16 protein-coding genes, 2 tRNA genes and 1 pseudogene are annotated in these 15,438 nt (G+C 67.3%); 13 read left to right on the forward strand and 6 right to left on the reverse strand.

Annotation, left to right across the window (positions count from 1 at the left end; all coding sequences use genetic code 11):
* Nucleotides 1-55 precede the first annotated feature (55 nt).
* The 4 genes from H5U26_RS12630 to mgtE all read left to right on the forward strand — a co-directional run bounded on the left by H5U26_RS12630 (nucleotide 56) and on the right by mgtE (nucleotide 4,187).
* Nucleotides 56-1,048 carry a biotin--[acetyl-CoA-carboxylase] ligase gene (locus tag H5U26_RS12630; protein WP_290620236.1) on the forward strand — a complete coding sequence of 331 codons (993 nt, stop codon included), beginning with the start codon at nucleotides 56-58 and terminating at the stop codon, nucleotides 1,046-1,048.
* Nucleotides 1,032-1,778, forward strand: a complete 747-nt coding sequence (locus H5U26_RS12635) for a type III pantothenate kinase (protein WP_290620238.1) — start codon at nucleotides 1,032-1,034, stop codon at nucleotides 1,776-1,778. The genes H5U26_RS12630 and H5U26_RS12635 overlap by 17 nt, the downstream gene beginning before the upstream one ends.
* Nucleotides 1,775-2,635 (forward strand): hypothetical protein, encoded by an 861-nt coding sequence (locus tag H5U26_RS12640; RefSeq protein WP_290620240.1) that lies wholly within the window; start codon nucleotides 1,775-1,777, stop codon nucleotides 2,633-2,635. Before H5U26_RS12635 ends, H5U26_RS12640 begins: the two co-directional genes overlap by 4 nt.
* A 109-nt stretch (nucleotides 2,636-2,744) precedes the next feature.
* The gene (mgtE, locus tag H5U26_RS12645; protein ID WP_290620242.1) at nucleotides 2,745-4,187 is read left to right on the forward strand and encodes a magnesium transporter; all 1,443 of its coding nucleotides are present in this window, start codon (nucleotides 2,745-2,747) and stop codon (nucleotides 4,185-4,187) included.
* A gap of 33 nt (nucleotides 4,188-4,220) precedes the next feature.
* On the opposite strand, the gene H5U26_RS12650 is transcribed toward mgtE, so the two are convergent.
* Nucleotides 4,221-5,219 (reverse strand): trypsin-like peptidase domain-containing protein, encoded by a 999-nt coding sequence (locus tag H5U26_RS12650; protein ID WP_290620244.1) that lies wholly within the window; start codon nucleotides 5,217-5,219, stop codon nucleotides 4,221-4,223.
* Nucleotides 5,220-5,602: 383 nt separating this feature from the next.
* Between H5U26_RS12650 and petA the strand changes: the two genes are divergently transcribed.
* The 5 genes from petA to H5U26_RS12675 are packed head-to-tail and all read left to right on the forward strand — an operon-like array spanning nucleotide 5,603 to nucleotide 9,257.
* Nucleotides 5,603-6,199 carry a ubiquinol-cytochrome c reductase iron-sulfur subunit gene (gene petA / locus H5U26_RS12655; RefSeq protein ID WP_290620246.1) on the forward strand — a complete coding sequence of 199 codons (597 nt, stop codon included), beginning with the start codon at nucleotides 5,603-5,605 and terminating at the stop codon, nucleotides 6,197-6,199.
* Nucleotides 6,199-7,425 carry a cytochrome bc complex cytochrome b subunit gene (locus H5U26_RS12660; RefSeq protein WP_290620248.1) on the forward strand — a complete coding sequence of 409 codons (1,227 nt, stop codon included), beginning with the start codon at nucleotides 6,199-6,201 and terminating at the stop codon, nucleotides 7,423-7,425. Before petA ends, H5U26_RS12660 begins: the two co-directional genes overlap by 1 nt.
* Nucleotides 7,422-8,117, forward strand: a complete 696-nt coding sequence (locus tag H5U26_RS12665) for a cytochrome c1 (RefSeq protein WP_290620250.1) — start codon at nucleotides 7,422-7,424, stop codon at nucleotides 8,115-8,117. The genes H5U26_RS12660 and H5U26_RS12665 overlap by 4 nt, the downstream gene beginning before the upstream one ends.
* A gap of 14 nt (nucleotides 8,118-8,131) precedes the next feature.
* Nucleotides 8,132-8,857, forward strand: a complete 726-nt coding sequence (locus tag H5U26_RS12670) for a glutathione S-transferase N-terminal domain-containing protein (protein WP_290620252.1) — start codon at nucleotides 8,132-8,134, stop codon at nucleotides 8,855-8,857.
* Between the two features lie 10 nt (nucleotides 8,858-8,867).
* On the forward strand, nucleotides 8,868-9,257 hold the full coding sequence (locus H5U26_RS12675) for a ClpXP protease specificity-enhancing factor (RefSeq protein WP_290620254.1): 390 nt from the start codon (nucleotides 8,868-8,870) through the stop codon (nucleotides 9,255-9,257).
* Between the two features lie 15 nt (nucleotides 9,258-9,272).
* On the opposite strand, the gene H5U26_RS12680 is transcribed toward H5U26_RS12675, so the two are convergent.
* Together H5U26_RS12680 and H5U26_RS12685 are read right to left on the reverse strand one after the other, a co-directional pair.
* Nucleotides 9,273-9,722 carry a hypothetical protein gene (locus tag H5U26_RS12680; RefSeq protein WP_290620256.1) on the reverse strand — a complete coding sequence of 150 codons (450 nt, stop codon included), beginning with the start codon at nucleotides 9,720-9,722 and terminating at the stop codon, nucleotides 9,273-9,275.
* Nucleotides 9,719-10,801 (reverse strand): HAD-IA family hydrolase, encoded by a 1,083-nt coding sequence (locus H5U26_RS12685; protein ID WP_290620258.1) that lies wholly within the window; start codon nucleotides 10,799-10,801, stop codon nucleotides 9,719-9,721. Before H5U26_RS12685 ends, H5U26_RS12680 begins: the two co-directional genes overlap by 4 nt.
* Nucleotides 10,802-10,937: 136 nt before the next feature.
* Here H5U26_RS12685 and pepN point away from each other — a divergent pair, with 136 nt between their 5' ends.
* The 3 genes from pepN (at nucleotide 10,938) to H5U26_RS12700 (ending at nucleotide 14,668) form a co-directional block, all read left to right on the forward strand.
* Nucleotides 10,938-13,574, forward strand: coding sequence for an aminopeptidase N (gene pepN, locus H5U26_RS12690; RefSeq protein WP_290620261.1), 2,637 nt, complete (start codon nucleotides 10,938-10,940; stop codon nucleotides 13,572-13,574).
* 501 nt (nucleotides 13,575-14,075) lie between these two features.
* Entirely contained in the window at nucleotides 14,076-14,282 is a 207-nt protein-coding gene (locus tag H5U26_RS12695; RefSeq protein WP_290620263.1) for an AbrB/MazE/SpoVT family DNA-binding domain-containing protein, read from the forward strand.
* Nucleotides 14,279-14,668: a type II toxin-antitoxin system VapC family toxin gene (locus H5U26_RS12700; RefSeq protein ID WP_290620265.1), complete on the forward strand. Its 390-nt coding sequence runs from the start codon at nucleotides 14,279-14,281 to the stop codon at nucleotides 14,666-14,668. The genes H5U26_RS12695 and H5U26_RS12700 overlap by 4 nt, the downstream gene beginning before the upstream one ends.
* On the opposite strand, the gene H5U26_RS12705 is transcribed toward H5U26_RS12700, so the two are convergent.
* Nucleotides 14,648-14,785 carry a hypothetical protein gene (locus H5U26_RS12705; protein ID WP_290620267.1) on the reverse strand — a complete coding sequence of 46 codons (138 nt, stop codon included), beginning with the start codon at nucleotides 14,783-14,785 and terminating at the stop codon, nucleotides 14,648-14,650. The two genes, H5U26_RS12700 and H5U26_RS12705, sit on opposite strands and share 21 nt — an antisense overlap.
* Here H5U26_RS12705 and H5U26_RS14980 point away from each other — a divergent pair.
* Nucleotides 14,726-14,987: pseudogene (locus H5U26_RS14980) on the forward strand (subtype I-E CRISPR-associated endonuclease Cas1); the annotation flags it as partial. The gene H5U26_RS12705 and the pseudogene H5U26_RS14980 sit on opposite strands and share 60 nt — an antisense overlap.
* Nucleotides 14,988-15,226: 239 nt before the next feature.
* Here H5U26_RS14980 and H5U26_RS12715 read toward each other — a convergent pair.
* Both H5U26_RS12715 and H5U26_RS12720 read right to left on the reverse strand, forming a co-directional pair.
* Nucleotides 15,227-15,302 (reverse strand) — tRNA-Glu (locus H5U26_RS12715).
* Between the two features lie 43 nt (nucleotides 15,303-15,345).
* Nucleotides 15,346-15,421: transfer RNA gene (locus H5U26_RS12720), tRNA-Ala, on the reverse strand.
* Between the last annotated feature and the right edge of the window lie 17 nt (nucleotides 15,422-15,438).

Raw genomic sequence — 15,438 nt, forward strand, 5'->3', positions numbered from 1 at the left:
TCGAATCGTGTTCGGGGCACGCCCCCTTGTCGAGCCGGTCCGGTCTGCACCCAGCATGTCGCCGCCTTCTGCCACCAGTCTTGCCCTGCTGCGTCTGCTGGCGGACGGCGGTTGGCACTCCGGCGTCGAGCTGGCGCAGCAGTTGGGTTTGAGCCGGGCAGCGGTGTGGAAGCAGGTGCAGGGCCTGTCGCGATGGGGCGTGGCGGTGCACACGCAGCGGGCCCATGGCTATCGGCTCAGCCCCGCGCTCGACCTGCTGGATTCGCGCCGGCTGCGCCTTGCGCTGACGGGGATCGTGGCGCCTGATGAGCTCGAAGTGTTCGACAGCCTGCCATCGACCAACGCACACCTGATTGCCCGCATCGGCGCCGGGCGCGGCACGGGTGTGTGTCTGGCCGAGCATCAGAGCGCCGGTCGGGGTCGGCGCGGACGGGCGTGGCATTCGCCGTTCGGGCGCAATCTTTATCTGTCTGTCGCGCAGGCCTACGAGGCCGGCCCGGCCGCTCTGGCCGGCTTGAGCCTGGCGATCGGCGCTGCGCTGGCGCAGCTGCTGACGGCGCTGGGCATCGCCGGCGTGGGTCTGAAATGGCCGAACGATCTGCTGTGTGGCGGCCGCAAGCTGGGCGGGATCCTGATCGAGCTGCAGGGCGACACGCAGGGGCCGTGCTGGGCGGTTGCCGGGATTGGGCTGAACGTGAACATGGACGTCGATGACGGTCCGTCCATCGACCAGCCCTGGACCAGTCTGCTGCGCCTTGCCGGCGGCAGCTGGGACCGCACCGCGCTGGCGGCGCAAGTTGTGTCAAGCGTGCGGCAGGTCATGTCTGCATTTCCCGGCGACGGGCTGGCGCCTTGGTTGGATGCCTATGCGCAGTTCGACCTGTTGGCCGGCTGCCCGGTGGACGTCGACTGGGCGGGCGAGCATATCTGCGGCGTGGCGCGCGGCATCGACGCCAGCGGGGCGCTGCTGGTGGATTGTGCCGGCGAGCGGCGCGCGCTGTGGGGTGGCGAAGTGACAGTCAGGGCGGCGCATGGATCTGCTGTTTGATCTGGGGCACAGCCGCCTGAAGTGGGCCGGCTGGGCGCGCGGACGTTTGCATGCACCCGGCGCCGCCGTATGGCGTGACGAACAGGCGGCGGAGTTTTGCGAGCGTGTGCTCGCCGATCTGGAGCCGCCCCGGCGGGTGGCGATCGCCGCTGTGGTGCGTGGGCCGCTGGCGGCCACGCTGGAATCGGTGGTGCGCGCGCGCTGGGGCTGCCCGGTGTTGCGTCCGCTTTCCAGCGCGCGGTGTGGCGAGGTTCGCAATGGCTATCGCGACCCGGAGCAGCTGGGCTTCGATCGCTGGGCTGGCTTGATCGGCGCCTGGGCGCGCAGCCCGGGCCGCGCGGCGGTAGTCGTGGACTGCGGGTCGGCGGTCACGGTGGATGGCCTGCGGGAGGACGGCCAGCATCTGGGCGGGGTGATTTTCCCCGGGCTGGAGATGATGGCCGAGGCGTTTTATGCCCGCACCGGTTTGGAGCGCGCGGTCATTGGCAGTGATGCCGATGTTGCAGCCGGCTCGACCGCAGACGCCGTGGCGGCCGGCGCCCGGCAGGCGGTGCTCGGCGGTATCGAGCGGGCCGTGCAGGCCTGGTGCCAGCACCTGCCCGGCGCGGCGCTGTGGCTGACCGGCGGCGCTGCGCCCGGCTTGGCACCGGACTTGCCGGCAACGCTGCAGGCGGCGCCGCACCTGGTGCTCGAAGGTTTGGGGCAGATACTGCAACGGGAGGGAAAATGAGAACGATGCTGTGGCTATTGCTGCTGCTCAACGGCGTGCTGGCGTCGTTATGGATGGCCGGTTTCAGCATCCCGGCAAGGCCGGTGGCCGAGCCGACGGCGCCCACGCCATCGGCCAAGCGGCTGCAGCTGCTCAGCGAACTGCCGGCACCGCCGCAACGACTCGATTCCCTGCCGCTGGACGGGGTGATGGCAGCCGATGTCGCCGCCCCGGAAAGCGCGGTCGAGGTCGAGACGCCAGCGCCCGAACTTGCGGCCGCACCGGCCATTGAGCCGTCCATCGTCACGTTGGCGGCGCCGGTCGAAACCGCAACCGAGCCGAGTGCACCGAAACTCGCGCCGCCGGTGACCGAAACGGCGCCGTCGGCCCAGCTTGGCCCGTCGGCGCCCGACATGGCCACACCGCCGCCTGCCGATGCCGCGGTCTGTTACCGCACCGCAGCCCTGGCCGGCGACGCTTACGAGGCAGCGGGTGCGCTGCTGCGTCAAGTGGGTCTGGGCGAGCCGGTTCTGCAAGCTCAGGACCGGGCCCGGTCTCGTCACTGGGTTTATTGGACCGGCACCGCCGACGCTGTCACCGACGTCGAGGAACGCCTGCGGGCTGCCGGCGTGCGCGACTGGTACCGCCTGCGCGCCGCCGACGGAACGGTGCGAATCTCGCTCGGCGTCTATGGGCAGGCGGATGGTGCGCGCCGTCGCCAGCGTGAGCTGGCCGCCAAGGGTATCCAGACGCAGATCAGCGAGCGTTACGCGCCGCAGGCCAGGCTGCGCTGGACCGTCACAGCCACCGCCGCAGCGGTGGCAGCAGCCAGTGACAGTCTGCGCGCGCAGGGCCTGCAACTGGAAGCGTGTCCCTGACCGGCGAGCTCGCCGCATCGCCGCTGCATAATGTGCGCCGGCCCGCGCCCGCAGCGGCCGGTGCGGCCGACCGTTGGCGTTGGCGCTTTCACTTCGAGCCGACGCCACCATGACCGAACCCGTCAGTCCGGCCCCCGACGACGTGCAGCAGCACCTGCGTGAGGTGCAGGAACTGCTGGCGCGTCACCGGCTGGTCGAAAACCTCGTGCACCGGCAGGACATGCCGCGCCACGACCTGGTCGAGAGCCTGGTCCACAAGCAGCATGTGGCGAGCCTGCAGGAGCGCCTCGACAGCCTGCATCCGGCCGATATCGCCTTCATTCTGGAAGCGCTGCCGCTCGATGACCGGCGCTTTGTCTGGGATCTGGTCAAGGCCGAGCGCGACGGCGAGATCCTGATCGAAGTCTCGGATGCGATTCGCGAATCGCTGATCGAGGCCATGGACCCGGCCGAGCTGCGTGCGGCAGCGCAGTCGCTGGACGCGGACGAACTGGCCGACCTGGTGCCCGACTTGCCGGCGCAGGTCGTCGAGGACGTGTTCCAGTCGCTGGACTTGACCGAACGCGAGCAGTTGCGCGCGGCCATGTCCTACCCGCAGGACTCGGTCGGTGCGCTGATGAACTTCGACCTGGTCAGTGTGCGCGAGGACGTCAGCCTGGAGGCGGTCCTGCGCTACCTGCGCCGCTTCGATGCCCTGCCGGATCACACCGACGCGCTGTACGTGGTGGACCGCGAGGCACACCTGAAGGGCCTGCTGTCGCTGGAGGCGCTGCTGATCAACGACCCCGACCACTCGGTGGGCGAGGTCATGACCCGTGACGGGGTGATCAGCTTCGAGCCGCAGGATGACGCCGGCGAAGCGGCACAGGCCTTCGAGCGCTACGACCTGATCTCGGCGCCGGTGGTGGACGGGCAGGGGCGGGTGGTCGGTCGGCTGACAGTCGACGACGTGGTCGACTTCATTCGCGAGGAAAGCCAGGCCGAGCTGCTGGCGCGCGCCGGTCTGCGCGAGGGCGAGGACATCTTTGCCTCGGTCTGGGATTCGGTCCGCAACCGCTGGTCGTGGCTGGCGGTGAATCTGGTGACGGCGTTCGTTGCCTCGCGCGTGATTGGCCTGTTCGAGGACTCGATCGAAAAGCTGGTGGCCTTGGCAACCCTGATGCCCATCGTCGCCGGTATCGGTGGCAACTCCGGCAACCAGACCATCACCATGATCGTGCGTGCCAGCGCCACCGGGCAGGTGACGCCGGACGCCTTCATGCGGCTGCTGAAAAAGGAACTGGGCGTGGCCAGCATCAATGGCCTGATCTGGGGTGGCCTGCTGGGGCTTCTGGCGTGGTTGCTTTACCGCAACGCCTCGCTTGGCCTGGTGATGACCGCCGCCATGACCCTGAATCTGTTGCTGGCGGCCACTGCCGGCGTGGCGATTCCGATGCTGCGTATCCGCCTGGGCGCCGATCCGGCCCTCGGTGGCTCGGTCATGATCACGGCGCTGACGGATTCGGGCGGATTCTTCATTTTTCTGGGCCTGGCGACGCTGCTGTTGCTGTAGCGGTCTGCGCCGACATCCCGGCGAGAAGGGCATTCAGTCCGGCTGGCGGATGGTCGTCGCGCGCGTCTCGATGCGTCGTCCGCCACGTTGCAGGGTGAGTCTGACTTCCTGTTCGCGGGGCAGCGTGGCCAGCGCGGCCAGCGCGTCGCGGGCGCGCTGAAATGTGCGCCCTTCGAGCGCCACCAGCAGGTCCCCGGGCTGCACGCCGGCGCGGGCCGCCGGCGAGCCACGATAGACGCCCGCCACCAGCGCTCCGCCGGTGTCCTCCAGACCCAGGGAGGCGGCAAGCTGCGGCGTCAGTTCCTGTAATTCCAGCCCCAGCCAGCCGCGGGGAACTTCGCCGTGTTCCCGCAGCTGCGCGGTGATCTGGCGCACCGTACTGACCGGCACTGCAAAGCCGATGCCCTCCGAACCGCCACTGCGGCTGTAGATGGCGGTGTTGATACCGATCAGTTCGCCGGCCGAATTCACCAGCGCGCCGCCGGAATTGCCCGGATTGATGGCCGCATCGGTCTGGATGAAGTCGCTGACCGTGCTGATGCCGGGCGCTTCGCGGCCAACCGCCCCGACCACGCCCAGCGTCACCGTCTGGCCGACGCCGAACGGGTTGCCGATCGCCAGTACCAGATCGCCGATGCGTGTCTGCTGATCGTCACCCAGCGCGATGGCCGGCACTTGCGCCAGGTCGATGCGCAGCAGCGCCAGGTCGGTGAGCGTATCGCTGCCGATCAGCCTGGCGTGGGCGCTGCGCCCGTCGCGCAGCGCCACCTCGATTTCGTCCGCATCGGCGATGACGTGATGGTTGGTCACGATGTAGCCGTCGCGGTCGAGCACCACGCCCGAACCGAGGCTCGATTCCAGGCGCTGGCGCGGCACCGGCGCACGACCGAAGAAGCGCTGGAACACCGGATCGTCCAGCAGCGGGTTGTACGAGCGGGTGATGACCTTGGTGCTGTAGATGTTCACCACCGACGGCGCGGCGCGCTCCACGGCCGGGGCAAAGCTGTTTGCGGTGGGTTCGGTATGTGCCACGGGGGCAGTCACCGCCGCCGGATCGCCGGCAGGCGGCGCCGAGTCAAGTCGGGGGCGTGGCCACAGCACGCTGATCGCCAATCCTGCCACGAGGCCGAAGGCCGCCGCCTGCAGTAGATAACGGCGCAAATTGCGGCTGCTTGCCATGTCGGGTCTCCGTGAGGGGCGGCAATCCTAGCAGCCGCGACCGGCACGGTGGCACCCAGGTCATGGTCCGGTTTGGCGCTGCGGCGCCGTGTTTGGCACAATACCGCGGCTTTTTCACTTGCCCCGGACGAGTCTTGCCGGCCGCCGCTTCCCCAAGGCGGCGCGCACCGCTCGCATTCCTGGGCTTGCAGCTTATCGCGGGCAACGCTGGCCCGCCTTCAGGGGGATCGTGATCTATGGCAAACGATGCGGTTGATCCCGCGCGCCGTCGGCTGCTGGCCGGCACGGCCGGGGCGGTGGGAGGGGTGGGTCTGGCTACCATGGCGGTGCCGTTCATCTCGAGCATGCAGCCCAGCGCCAAGGCGCAGGCGGCCGGTGGGCCGGTGGAGGTCGACATCAGCAAGCTTGGCCCCGGCGAGCTGATGGTGATCGAGTGGCGGCGCCGTCCGGTGTGGATCCTGCGTCGCACGCAGGAGGAGCTCGACAACCTGGCCAAGGTGTCGGCTGACGCGCTGCGCGATCCGGATTCGCACGAATCCGAACAACCGGCCTACGCCAAGAACGCCGACCGTTCCATCAAGCCCGAGTATCTGGTGCTGATTGGCGTGTGCACGCATCTGGGCTGTTCGCCCAAATACCGGCCGGAGGTGGCCCCGGCCGACCTTGGCGCCGACTGGAAGGGCGGCTTTCTGTGTCCCTGCCACGGTGGGCGCTATGACCTCGCCGGGCGCGTGTTCAAGGGCGTGCCGCCGCCGCTCAATCTGGCCGTGCCGCCCCACAAGTACCTGAGCGATACCCGCTTGGTCGTCGGCGAAGATCAGGAGACCGCGTAATGGCCAATCGCAGTTCGGGTCTGGCGCGCTGGATCGACGACCGTTTCCCCATCTTCGACTGGTGGGACGACCACATCGGTCAGTACTACGCACCCAAGAATTTCAACTTCTGGTACTTCTTCGGCTCGCTGGCGCTGGCGGTGCTGGTATTGCAGATCGTTACCGGCATCTTCCTGACGATGCACTACAAGCCGTCCGAGGATCTGGCGTTCGCCTCGGTCGAGTACATCATGCGCGACGTCAACTGGGGTTGGCTGATCCGCTACCTGCACTCGACCGGTGCGTCGATGTTCTTCGTAGTGGTCTACCTGCACATGTTCCGCGGCATCATCTACGGCTCCGGCAAGGGTCCGCGCGAGCTGGTGTGGCTGTTCGGCATGGTCATCTACGTGCTGCTGATGGCCGAGGCCTTCATGGGCTACCTGCTGCCGTGGGGCCAGATGTCGTACTGGGGCGCGCAGGTGATCATCTCGCTGTTTGGCGCCATACCGATCATCGGCGACGGCCTGTCGCTGTGGATCCGCGGTGACTTTGCGGTCGGCGACCCGACCCTGAACCGCTTCTTCGCGCTGCATGTGGCGGCGGTACCACTGCTGATCATCGCGCTGGTGTTCTTCCATATCATCGCGCTGCACGAGACCGGCTCGAACAACCCGGACGGCGTCGAGATCAAGAAAAAGAAGGGCGCCGACGGCAAACCGCTGGACGGCATCCCGTTCCACCCGTACTACACGGTCAAGGACATCTGGGGCCTGGCGGTGTTCGCCATCATTTTTGCCGCCATCGTGTTCTTCGTGCCGGAAATGTGGGGCAAGTTCCTGGAGCCGGACAATTTCAAGCCGGCCGATCCGATGGTCACGCCGCCGCACATTGCGCCGCTGTGGTACTTCGCGCCCTTCTACTCGATCCTGCGCGCCGTGCCGGACAAGTTCCTGGGCGTGGTGGCGATGGGCGCGGCCATCTTTGTGCTGTTCCTGGTGCCGTGGCTGGATCGCAGCCCGGTCAAGTCGATCCGCTACCGCGGAATCCTGAACCGCATCGCGCTGGCCATCTTCGTGGTCAGCTTCATCGGCCTGGGCTATCTGGGCACTCAGCCGGTGTCGGATTTGTACACGCTGATCGCGCGGGTACTGGCGGTGCTGTATTTCCTGTTCTTCCTCGCCATGCCGATCTACACCAGGATCGACCGTACCAAGCCGGTTCCGGACAGGGTGACGACAAAATGAGAAAACTGATTCTGGCGTGTTTGCTGGGCGCCACACCGTTGCTTGGCGTGGCCGCCGACGGCGCGGCGCTGCCGGGTTTCAAGACCGACCTGTCCAACCGGGCGGCTCTGCAGCGCGGCGCGCGCACCTTCGTCAACTACTGCGTCAGCTGCCACAGTGCCGAGTTCATGCGCTACTCGCGCATGGCGCAGGACCTTGGGCTGACGCCCGAGCAGGTGCAGGCCAACATGGTCTTCAACGGCGGCGACGTCAACCAGGCCATGCACGTGGCACTGGGCAAGAAGGACGGCGCCAAATGGTTTGGTCAGGCGCCGCCGGATCTGACCCTGGCCGCTCGCTCGCGCGGCGCGGACTGGTTGTATGGTTATCTGCGCAGCTTCTACCTTGACCCGACGCGGCCGTTTGGCGTCAACAACACGGTGTTCCCGAATGCTGCCATGCCGCATGTGCTGGCCGGTTTGCAGGGCACGCAGGCGTTGCAGGACGGGCACCTGAAGCCGGTTGCGGAAGGTACGCTCAAGCCTGCCGAATACGATGCCGTGGTGCGCGATCTGGTCAATTTCATGGTCTACATGGGCGAGCCTGCCAAGCTGGTCCGCTACAGCCTCGGCGTCAAGGTTCTGCTTTTCCTGCTGGTGTTCGCCGGCCTGGCCTACATGGTCAAGCACGAATACTGGCGTGATGTTCACTGATTCAGGATTTATCCTTGTCCTCAAAAACGCCCAAGAAAGAGTCCGCCTCAGCCAAGGCCGCGCCCAAGGTCGAGCCGCTGGATTACGGCAACGATGCCGACGGTTTCACCACCGAACGCATCCGTAACATGAAGCTCTACGCCGGTGTGGTGTGCCCCCACAGCCACCGCACCCGGCTGGTGCTGTGCGAGAAGGACATCTCGATCGAGATCGAGTCGGTCGACCCGGCGGCGATGCCGGAGGATTTGCGCGAGCTCAATCCCTACGGCGAGCTGCCGGTGCTGGTCGATCGCGGTCTGGTGCTCTACAACTCCGCGATCATCATGGAGTACCTGGACGAGCGCTTCCCGCACCCGCCACTGATGCCGGTGGATCCGATCCAGCGGGCCCAGGCGCGGCTGATGCTGTGGCGTATCGATCGGGATTGGTTCAGCCTGCACCGGACGTTGACGGAGCAGGAGAAAAAATCCGACGTCGCCGGCGCCCGCAAGACCCTGCGCGACGGCCTGACCTCGATTGCGCCGCTGTTCCAGCAGCACGAGTTCGTGTTCGGCGAGGGGCCGACCCTGGTCGACTGCGCGCTGTCGGTGCTGCTGTGGCGCCTGCCGGTGTACGGCATCGAATTGCCGCCCCCCGCGCGGCCGATGCTGCGCTATGCCGAGCGTATGTTCGCCCGGCCGGCGTTTCGCAGCAGCCTGACCGAGCAGGAATTCGAGATGCGGCACGGCCCGTCTGCCTGACGGCGTGCCAATGGAGGAAAAGCTGCCGTCAGCCAAGCCGTACCTGCTGCGCGGCATGGTCCAGTGGATGGAGGACAACGGCCTGACGCCGCAGATCCTGGTCGACGCCACCCTGCCGGGTGTGAGCGTGCCTCAGGAGCACGTCAAGGCCGGCAAGATCGTGCTGAACATCGCGGCCCGGGCCACCGGGCGGCGTGATCTGGCCAACGAGCATGTGTCGTTCGGCGCCCGCTTCGGCGGCGTGGCGCGCGAGGTGTGGGTGCCGATGGCCGCCGTGCTGGCCGTGTACGCGCGCGAAAATGGCCAGGGCATGACCTTCCCGACCGACGAAACGGACACGCCGCCCAGTGCGCCCGAACCGCCGGCGCCCGAGCGGCCGAAGCTGCGCGTCGTCAAATAAGGCTATAAAAACCGCTCAGCCTCGGCGCACCGTCACCACATGGCGGTCGGGGCCGAATTCAAGCTGCGCGGTAATGCCGGCGTTTTCGGTCAGCGCCCGCCAGAAGCCGCGATTCATGTCCTGCAAGGCCGCGGCGGGCATCTGCCAATGCGCGAGCTGCCCGGCTGCGGCAGCCTCGACAGGCGGCATCTGGAAGCACAGCGTGCCGTTTTCGGTGCTGACCTGCAGCGCGCCTCCGAAGCCGTAGGTCACCTGGTAGTGCTCGTAAAAGATGCGCGCGATCCGCTCCAGGTCGCCGCTCAAGCGGCTCCAGTTGATGCCCTGCTCCATCATCATCCGAAAGCCGAATTCCTCGGCGCTGATGCCAAGGCCGCAGGCCACCTTGAGGCCGCCGATCAGCGTGCCCTGACATTCCTGCAGGCGCAGCCGGGCCAGGTCGTCGATGCTCAGCTCGGGCAGGTTCATGGCCAGGATTCCTCCAGGGTCAGGTAGCGCACGTCCAGCACGGCGCCGTCGGTCAGCGCCCAGCGGGTGCGCAGCGGAATGGGGCAGATCAGTTCGAACTTGTCGTCCGGGTAACCGGGTACTTGCGGCCACAGCAGCAGCGCCGGGGTGCGCATGGCGCGGTGCGTCAGCTCCACCGCGTGCAGCAGCGCCGGGCAAAAGCCATCGCGCGCGGCAAGTTCGAAGCGCTTCAGCCGTACGTCGTGGCGCAGGCCCACCGCCAGCACGGCACTGTCCGGGTCGGCGGCGAGGTTGACGGTGCCGGGGTAGAACGGGCCGCCGAGCCGGGCTTCGATGGCCTCGCGCACCCAGCTTATGGCAAGAAAGCCGCTCGCCTCACCAAGTCCGCTGACCAGTTCACCGCGCACCGTGGGCGCGGGAGCCGTCTCGGCCAGGTGCGCGTGCAGCTGCGTCAGCGAATCGAGCACCGCATATGGGTTGTGCGGCAGCAGATCCTCGCGCCGCGAAGCGCCGGTGGTGATGCCAAAGGCCCGCACCCCGGCGCCGTGGGCGGCCTTGATGTCGATCGGGTTGTCGCCGACGTAGATTGCGGCCTCGGGCGCCAGCCCGAGCCGCTGCAGGGCAAGCGCGATGCCGCTGGGCGAGGGCTTGCGGGCCGGCGCCTCGTCGCGCGTGACGATGACGTCGATCGGCGGGCAGCCGGGCGCTTCGGTCAGCCGGCTGACCACGAAGTGATTCGAGTCGGTGACGATGCCCAGGCGCCAGCCCGTGGCCGCCAGCCGCTGCAGCACCGGCAGCGTGTCGTGAAACAGGCGCGCTTCCGCGGCGAACACGTCCTTCCAGAGGTTCTGGCTGGCGGCGCTCAACGCGCGGTGTCGGGCGTCGGCATCGGCAACCGGCCCCAGCAAGGCCTCGATGGGCGAGCGGCCCAGCGTCATCACCTCGCGAATGTAGCCGGGCGCCGGCTGCGGCCAGCCCAGCTCGCGGCAGGCGCGACGGGTGATGGCAAGAAACGCCGGGATGGAATCCAGCAGTGTGCCGTCAAGATCGAACAGCGCGGCGCGTGATGGTGCGGACATGCGTGCCTGATGGGGTGGTCGAAGCGCCGCCCAGCTTACCGTTGCCTGCGGCGGGACGGTGATTTTTCCACGCCGGTTGCCGCGGGCCCCGGCCCGTGTCGACAATGGCCCCACCATTTCATCCGAGCTTTCCCCCATGCGTGACGCCGCCCCCCGTGCCATCGAACTGAAAGACTACCGCCCGCCGGAATTCTTGGTCGGCTCCGCGCAGCTCGAATTCGATCTCGATCCGGCTCGCACGCGCGTGCGCAGCCGGCTGGAACTGCGCCGCAACCCATCCGGCCAGCGCGACGCGCCGCTGGTGCTCGACGGCCAGGGACTGAAGCTGCGCCGGGTCAGTCGCGACGGCTACCCCATGCGCCCGAGCGAGTACGAGGTCACCGCCGACACGCTCACCATCCCCGGCCTGCCCGATGCGGTGTGCATCGAAACCGAGGTCGAGATCGACCCGTCCGCCAACAGCGCGCTGGAGGGGCTGTACACCTCGCGCGGCATGCTGTGCACGCAGTGTGAGGCCGAGGGCTTTCGGTGCATCACCTATTTTCCGGACCGCCCGGACGTGCTGGCCCGCTTCACCACCACGCTGCGGGCCGACCGCGGCGCCTATCCGCTGCTGCTGTCGAACGGCAACCGCGTGGCCGAGGGCGAACTGCCCGACGGGCGCCATTACGCCACCTTCGACGATCCGTTCCCGAAGCCCTGCTATCTGTTCGCGCTGGTGGCCGGCCAACTCGAAGCCCTCACCGACACCTTCGTCACGGCCAGCGGGCGCACGGTGCAGCTGTACATCCACACCGAACCGGCCTATGTGGCGCAGTGTGGCCATGCCATGGCGGCGCTGAGAAAGGCCATGGCCTGGGACGAGCGCGTGTACGGGCGCGAGTACGACCTGGACGTGTTTCACATCGTGGCCGTGGACGACTTCAACATGGGGGCGATGGAGAACAAGGGCCTGAACATCTTCAACGCCAAGTACGTCATGGCCGAGCCGTCACGCGCCACGGATCTGGACTACCAGTACATCGAGGGCATCATCGCGCACGAGTACTTCCACAACTGGACCGGCAACCGCATCACCTGCCGCGACTGGTTCCAGCTGTCGCTCAAGGAAGGCCTCACCGTGTTCCGCGACCAGCAGTTCTCGGCCGACATGGGCTCGCCGGCGGTCAAGCGCATAGCCGACGTGCGCAACCTGCGCACCGTGCAGTTTGCCGAGGACGGCGGGCCACTGGCGCATCCGGTGCGGCCGCAGGCCTACGTCGAGATCAACAACTTCTACACCAGCACCGTCTACCAGAAGGGCGCCGAGGTGGTGCGTATGCTGCATACCGTGCTCGGGCCGCAGGGCTTTCGGCGTGGCATGGACTGCTACTTCGCCCGCCACGACGGGCAGGCGGTGACGGTGGAGGACTTCGTCGCTGCGCTGGCCGATGCCAATGACGTGGACTTGGAGCCCTTCATGGGCTGGTACCGCCAGGCCGGCACGCCGCAGCTTACGGTGCAGCATCGCCATGACCCTTCGGCGCAGCGCTATTACCTGACGCTGAGTCAGCACACGCCGCCGACGCCGGGGCAGCCCGACAAGCAGCCGCTGCCGATTCCGGTCGCACTCGGTCTGCTGGCTGCGGACGGGCGCGAGCTGCCGCTGCGTCTGGAAGGGGAGGCCACGGCCACCGGCACGCAGCGCGTACTGCAACTGCGCGAAGCCGAACAGACCTTCGTGTTCGAAGACATTCCGGCGCCGCCGGTGCCCTCGCTGCTGCGCGGCTTCTCGGCGCCGGTTCGCTTGCAAATCGATTTCGACGATGTGCAGCTCGCGCACCTGCTGGCGCACGATACTGATCCCTGCGCCCGCTACGATGCCGGCCAGCTGCTATACCTGCGCCTGATACGCCGTTTGCTGGCGGCGCACGGTAAGGGCGAGGCCCTGTGGCTGGATGACGGGCTGCTGGCCGCAGTCCAGCGTTGCCTGACCGACACGAGTCTCGACCCGGCGCTCGTGACCGAGCTGCTGACGTTGCCGTCAGAAACCTTCATCGCCGGCGAACTGGACGTGGTTGACCCACAGGCCATCCACGAGGTCCGCCGCTTCCTGCGCCTGGCGCTGGCGCAGGCCCTGCGCGAGCCGCTTTTGGAGCGCTACAAGGCTCTCGCGCCGACCGGCCCGTATCAGTTCGAGGGCGCCCAGGTCGGCCGACGCAGCCTGCGCAACCTGTGCCTGGGCTACCTGGCGGAACTGGACGACATCGGCGCCGTCCTGTGCCTGACGCAGTTCCAGGCGGCCGACAACATGACCGACAGCAACGCGGCGCTGGCACTGCTGGCCCAGCTGGACGCGCCCGAGCGCGAACAGGCGCTGGCCGCCTTCTACCAGCGCTGGCAGGGCGAAGCGATCGTGCTGGACCGCTGGTTTAGCGTGCAGGCCGGCTCGCGCCGCCTGCAGGCACTGGACGACGTGAAGGCCCTGCTGAACCACCCGGCCTACGCACCGCGCAATCCCAACCGCGTGCGCGCCCTGGTCGGTGCCTTCGTGCACGGCAACCCGGCGCGCTTTCATGCGGCGGATGGGTCCGGCTACGCCTTCCTGGCCGATCAGGTGCTGGCCATCGATGCCTTCAATCCCATGCTGGCGGCGCGCCTGGTGCAGGCCTTTGCCCGCTGGCGCCGTTTCGAGCCCGGCCGGCAGGCCCTGATGCGCGCGCAATTGGAACGCCTGGCGGCGGCGCAGTTGTCCAAAGACGTCTACGAGGTGGTCAGCAAGGCGCTGGCGTAACAGGCAGTTGCGGTGCAGGAGCTGGGCTGCCAACAACCGGCACGCCCAGCCGCCACCCTTGTGCCTCTATGCTGGCCGATCGTTGCGGCGCCCGGCCGGGGCATCTCCCCGGTTCCGCCCCGTCATCCGGCAAAAATAAATTTTCGCGACGCCGTGCGCAGTCTCAGGAAATAAGACCCCTCCCATGTACGGTGACGATCGTCTGTCCACTTTGCAGGCGTCGTTATGTGTGCTTATATCCAATTTTTGCGCGTTGGGTCTGGCTACGACCGATGGAGCCCTGGGGGTTCCAAGCGACTCGCCACGCATCTCGGCTGGAACGGTGGGTCTGGGGTGATGGCTTGATTGCGGGCACCCCACAGACCTGTCCGGGCCCCGCAAAGACCGCTGCGGGCTGCTGCTGGTGCGGCGGTGCTGACCACATGCCCATTTGCGCCCGTCGTTGTTGCTGTAGCGATGCCCAGATATGATCTACCGATCTGGCATCGATAGGAGTTTCGTATGACGACGGTGACCGTGTCCGAAAAATATCAGGTGGTGATTCCCAAGGCGGTGCGGGAGTCGCTGCAAATCAAGCCGGGGCAGAAGCTCGACGTGATCGTCTACGAGGGGCGTGCGGAGTTCGTCCCGGTGCAGGATATGCGCGCGGCACGCGGCTTCCTGCGCGGCATCGACACGGACGTGCCGCGGGAAGCCGACCGGGTATGAACCTGGTCGATTCGTCCGGCTGGCTGGAGTATTTCGCCGATGGACCCAATGCCACGTTCTTTGCGTCGGCGATCCTCGATACGGAACAGTTGGTTGTCCCGACGCTATCCCTGCTGGAGGTCTTCAAGCGCGTGTTGCAGCAACGGGGGGAGGGCGATGCCCTTCAAGCAGTGGCGCTGATGCGACAGGGGCAGGTGGTCGAGCTGGATTCCGTACTAGCGCTTTCGGCAGCGCGCTTGGGTGTGGAACATCGGCTCGCGCTTGCCGATTCGGTCATTTACGCCACCGCTCGCAGCTTTGGCGCGCTGCTGTGGACCCAGGATGCCGATTTCGAAGATCTACCCGGTGTGCGTTTTGTGGCGAAGTCACGCGGTCACGGCGGCTGACCCGCGGCTGACCTGCTGCCGCCGCTGCGCCCCATTCCGATCAAAGAGCGCCTGTCCGTGCTCTACATCGAGCGCGGCCAGCTCGACGTGCTCGATGGCGCCTTCGTGGTAGTGCATGTCATCGGCGTGCGCACGCCTTCCGGTCGGTGGCGTGGCCTGCCTGATGCTGGAGCCCGGCGCGCGGGTTTCCCATGCTGCGGTCACGCGCGCCGCCCGCGTCGGCACCCTGCTGGTGTGGATCGGCGAAGCCGGTGTGCGGCTCTATTCCGCCGGCCAGCCGGGCGGCGCGCGGTCGGATCGGCTGCTGTATCAGGCGCGTTCGCCGCACTCGCGGGGATGAACTGGCAACGCAGAATCTGAGGGTCCACAAAGGCAAGCGTTCCCCGCCCCGCGGATGGGGAACTCGCGCCGCAGGCGAGCAATACGCCCGCCAGTGCCCGACCATCTGAGTTGGTTGGCTAATATCCTGGCTCTACTGGCCGTGGGTTTTGGGCGGCGGAATATGGCGCTTCATAGCAGTCAGGTGCCAGCACCATGCCTGCAAATCGTCGCTTGAAATGGCGTCCCCAAGGGGATTCGAACCCCTGTTGCCGCCGTGAAAGGGCAGTGTCCTAGGCCTCTAGACGATGGGGACTTGCAGACGGCCGGGCGGGGAGGCACCCGCGGCGGAGGGGATTTGGTGGAGCCAGGCGGGATCGAACCGCCGACCTCAACACTGCCAGTGTTGCGCTCTCCCAGCTGAGCTATGGCCCCATGCAAGGGGCGCGCAA

It is taken from the genome of Immundisolibacter sp. (assembly GCF_014359565.1).
Classification (GTDB): Bacteria; Pseudomonadota; Gammaproteobacteria; order Immundisolibacterales; family Immundisolibacteraceae; genus Immundisolibacter.

Excerpts from the sequence above, each read along its gene's own strand:
- H5U26_RS12705 (WP_290620267.1), bottom strand. The coding sequence starts at position 14,785 with ATGCACTACCACGAAGGCGCCATCGAGCACGTCGAGCTGGCCGCGCTC.
- H5U26_RS12680 (WP_290620256.1), bottom strand. The coding sequence starts at position 9,722 with ATGAACCTGCCCGAGCTGAGCATCGACGACCTGGCCCGGCTGCGCCTG.
- H5U26_RS12675 (WP_290620254.1), top strand. The coding sequence starts at position 8,868 with ATGGAGGAAAAGCTGCCGTCAGCCAAGCCGTACCTGCTGCGCGGCATG.
- H5U26_RS12685 (WP_290620258.1), bottom strand. The coding sequence starts at position 10,801 with ATGTCCGCACCATCACGCGCCGCGCTGTTCGATCTTGACGGCACACTG.
- H5U26_RS12630 (WP_290620236.1), top strand. The coding sequence starts at position 56 with ATGTCGCCGCCTTCTGCCACCAGTCTTGCCCTGCTGCGTCTGCTGGCG.
- H5U26_RS12665 (WP_290620250.1), top strand. The coding sequence starts at position 7,422 with ATGAGAAAACTGATTCTGGCGTGTTTGCTGGGCGCCACACCGTTGCTT.
- mgtE (WP_290620242.1), top strand. The coding sequence starts at position 2,745 with ATGACCGAACCCGTCAGTCCGGCCCCCGACGACGTGCAGCAGCACCTG.
- H5U26_RS12660 (WP_290620248.1), top strand. The coding sequence starts at position 6,199 with ATGGCCAATCGCAGTTCGGGTCTGGCGCGCTGGATCGACGACCGTTTC.
- pepN (WP_290620261.1), top strand. The coding sequence starts at position 10,938 with ATGCGTGACGCCGCCCCCCGTGCCATCGAACTGAAAGACTACCGCCCG.
- H5U26_RS12700 (WP_290620265.1), top strand. The coding sequence starts at position 14,279 with ATGAACCTGGTCGATTCGTCCGGCTGGCTGGAGTATTTCGCCGATGGA.
- petA (WP_290620246.1), top strand. The coding sequence starts at position 5,603 with ATGGCAAACGATGCGGTTGATCCCGCGCGCCGTCGGCTGCTGGCCGGC.
- H5U26_RS12695 (WP_290620263.1), top strand. The coding sequence starts at position 14,076 with ATGACGACGGTGACCGTGTCCGAAAAATATCAGGTGGTGATTCCCAAG.
- H5U26_RS12635 (WP_290620238.1), top strand. The coding sequence starts at position 1,032 with ATGGATCTGCTGTTTGATCTGGGGCACAGCCGCCTGAAGTGGGCCGGC.
- H5U26_RS12640 (WP_290620240.1), top strand. The coding sequence starts at position 1,775 with ATGAGAACGATGCTGTGGCTATTGCTGCTGCTCAACGGCGTGCTGGCG.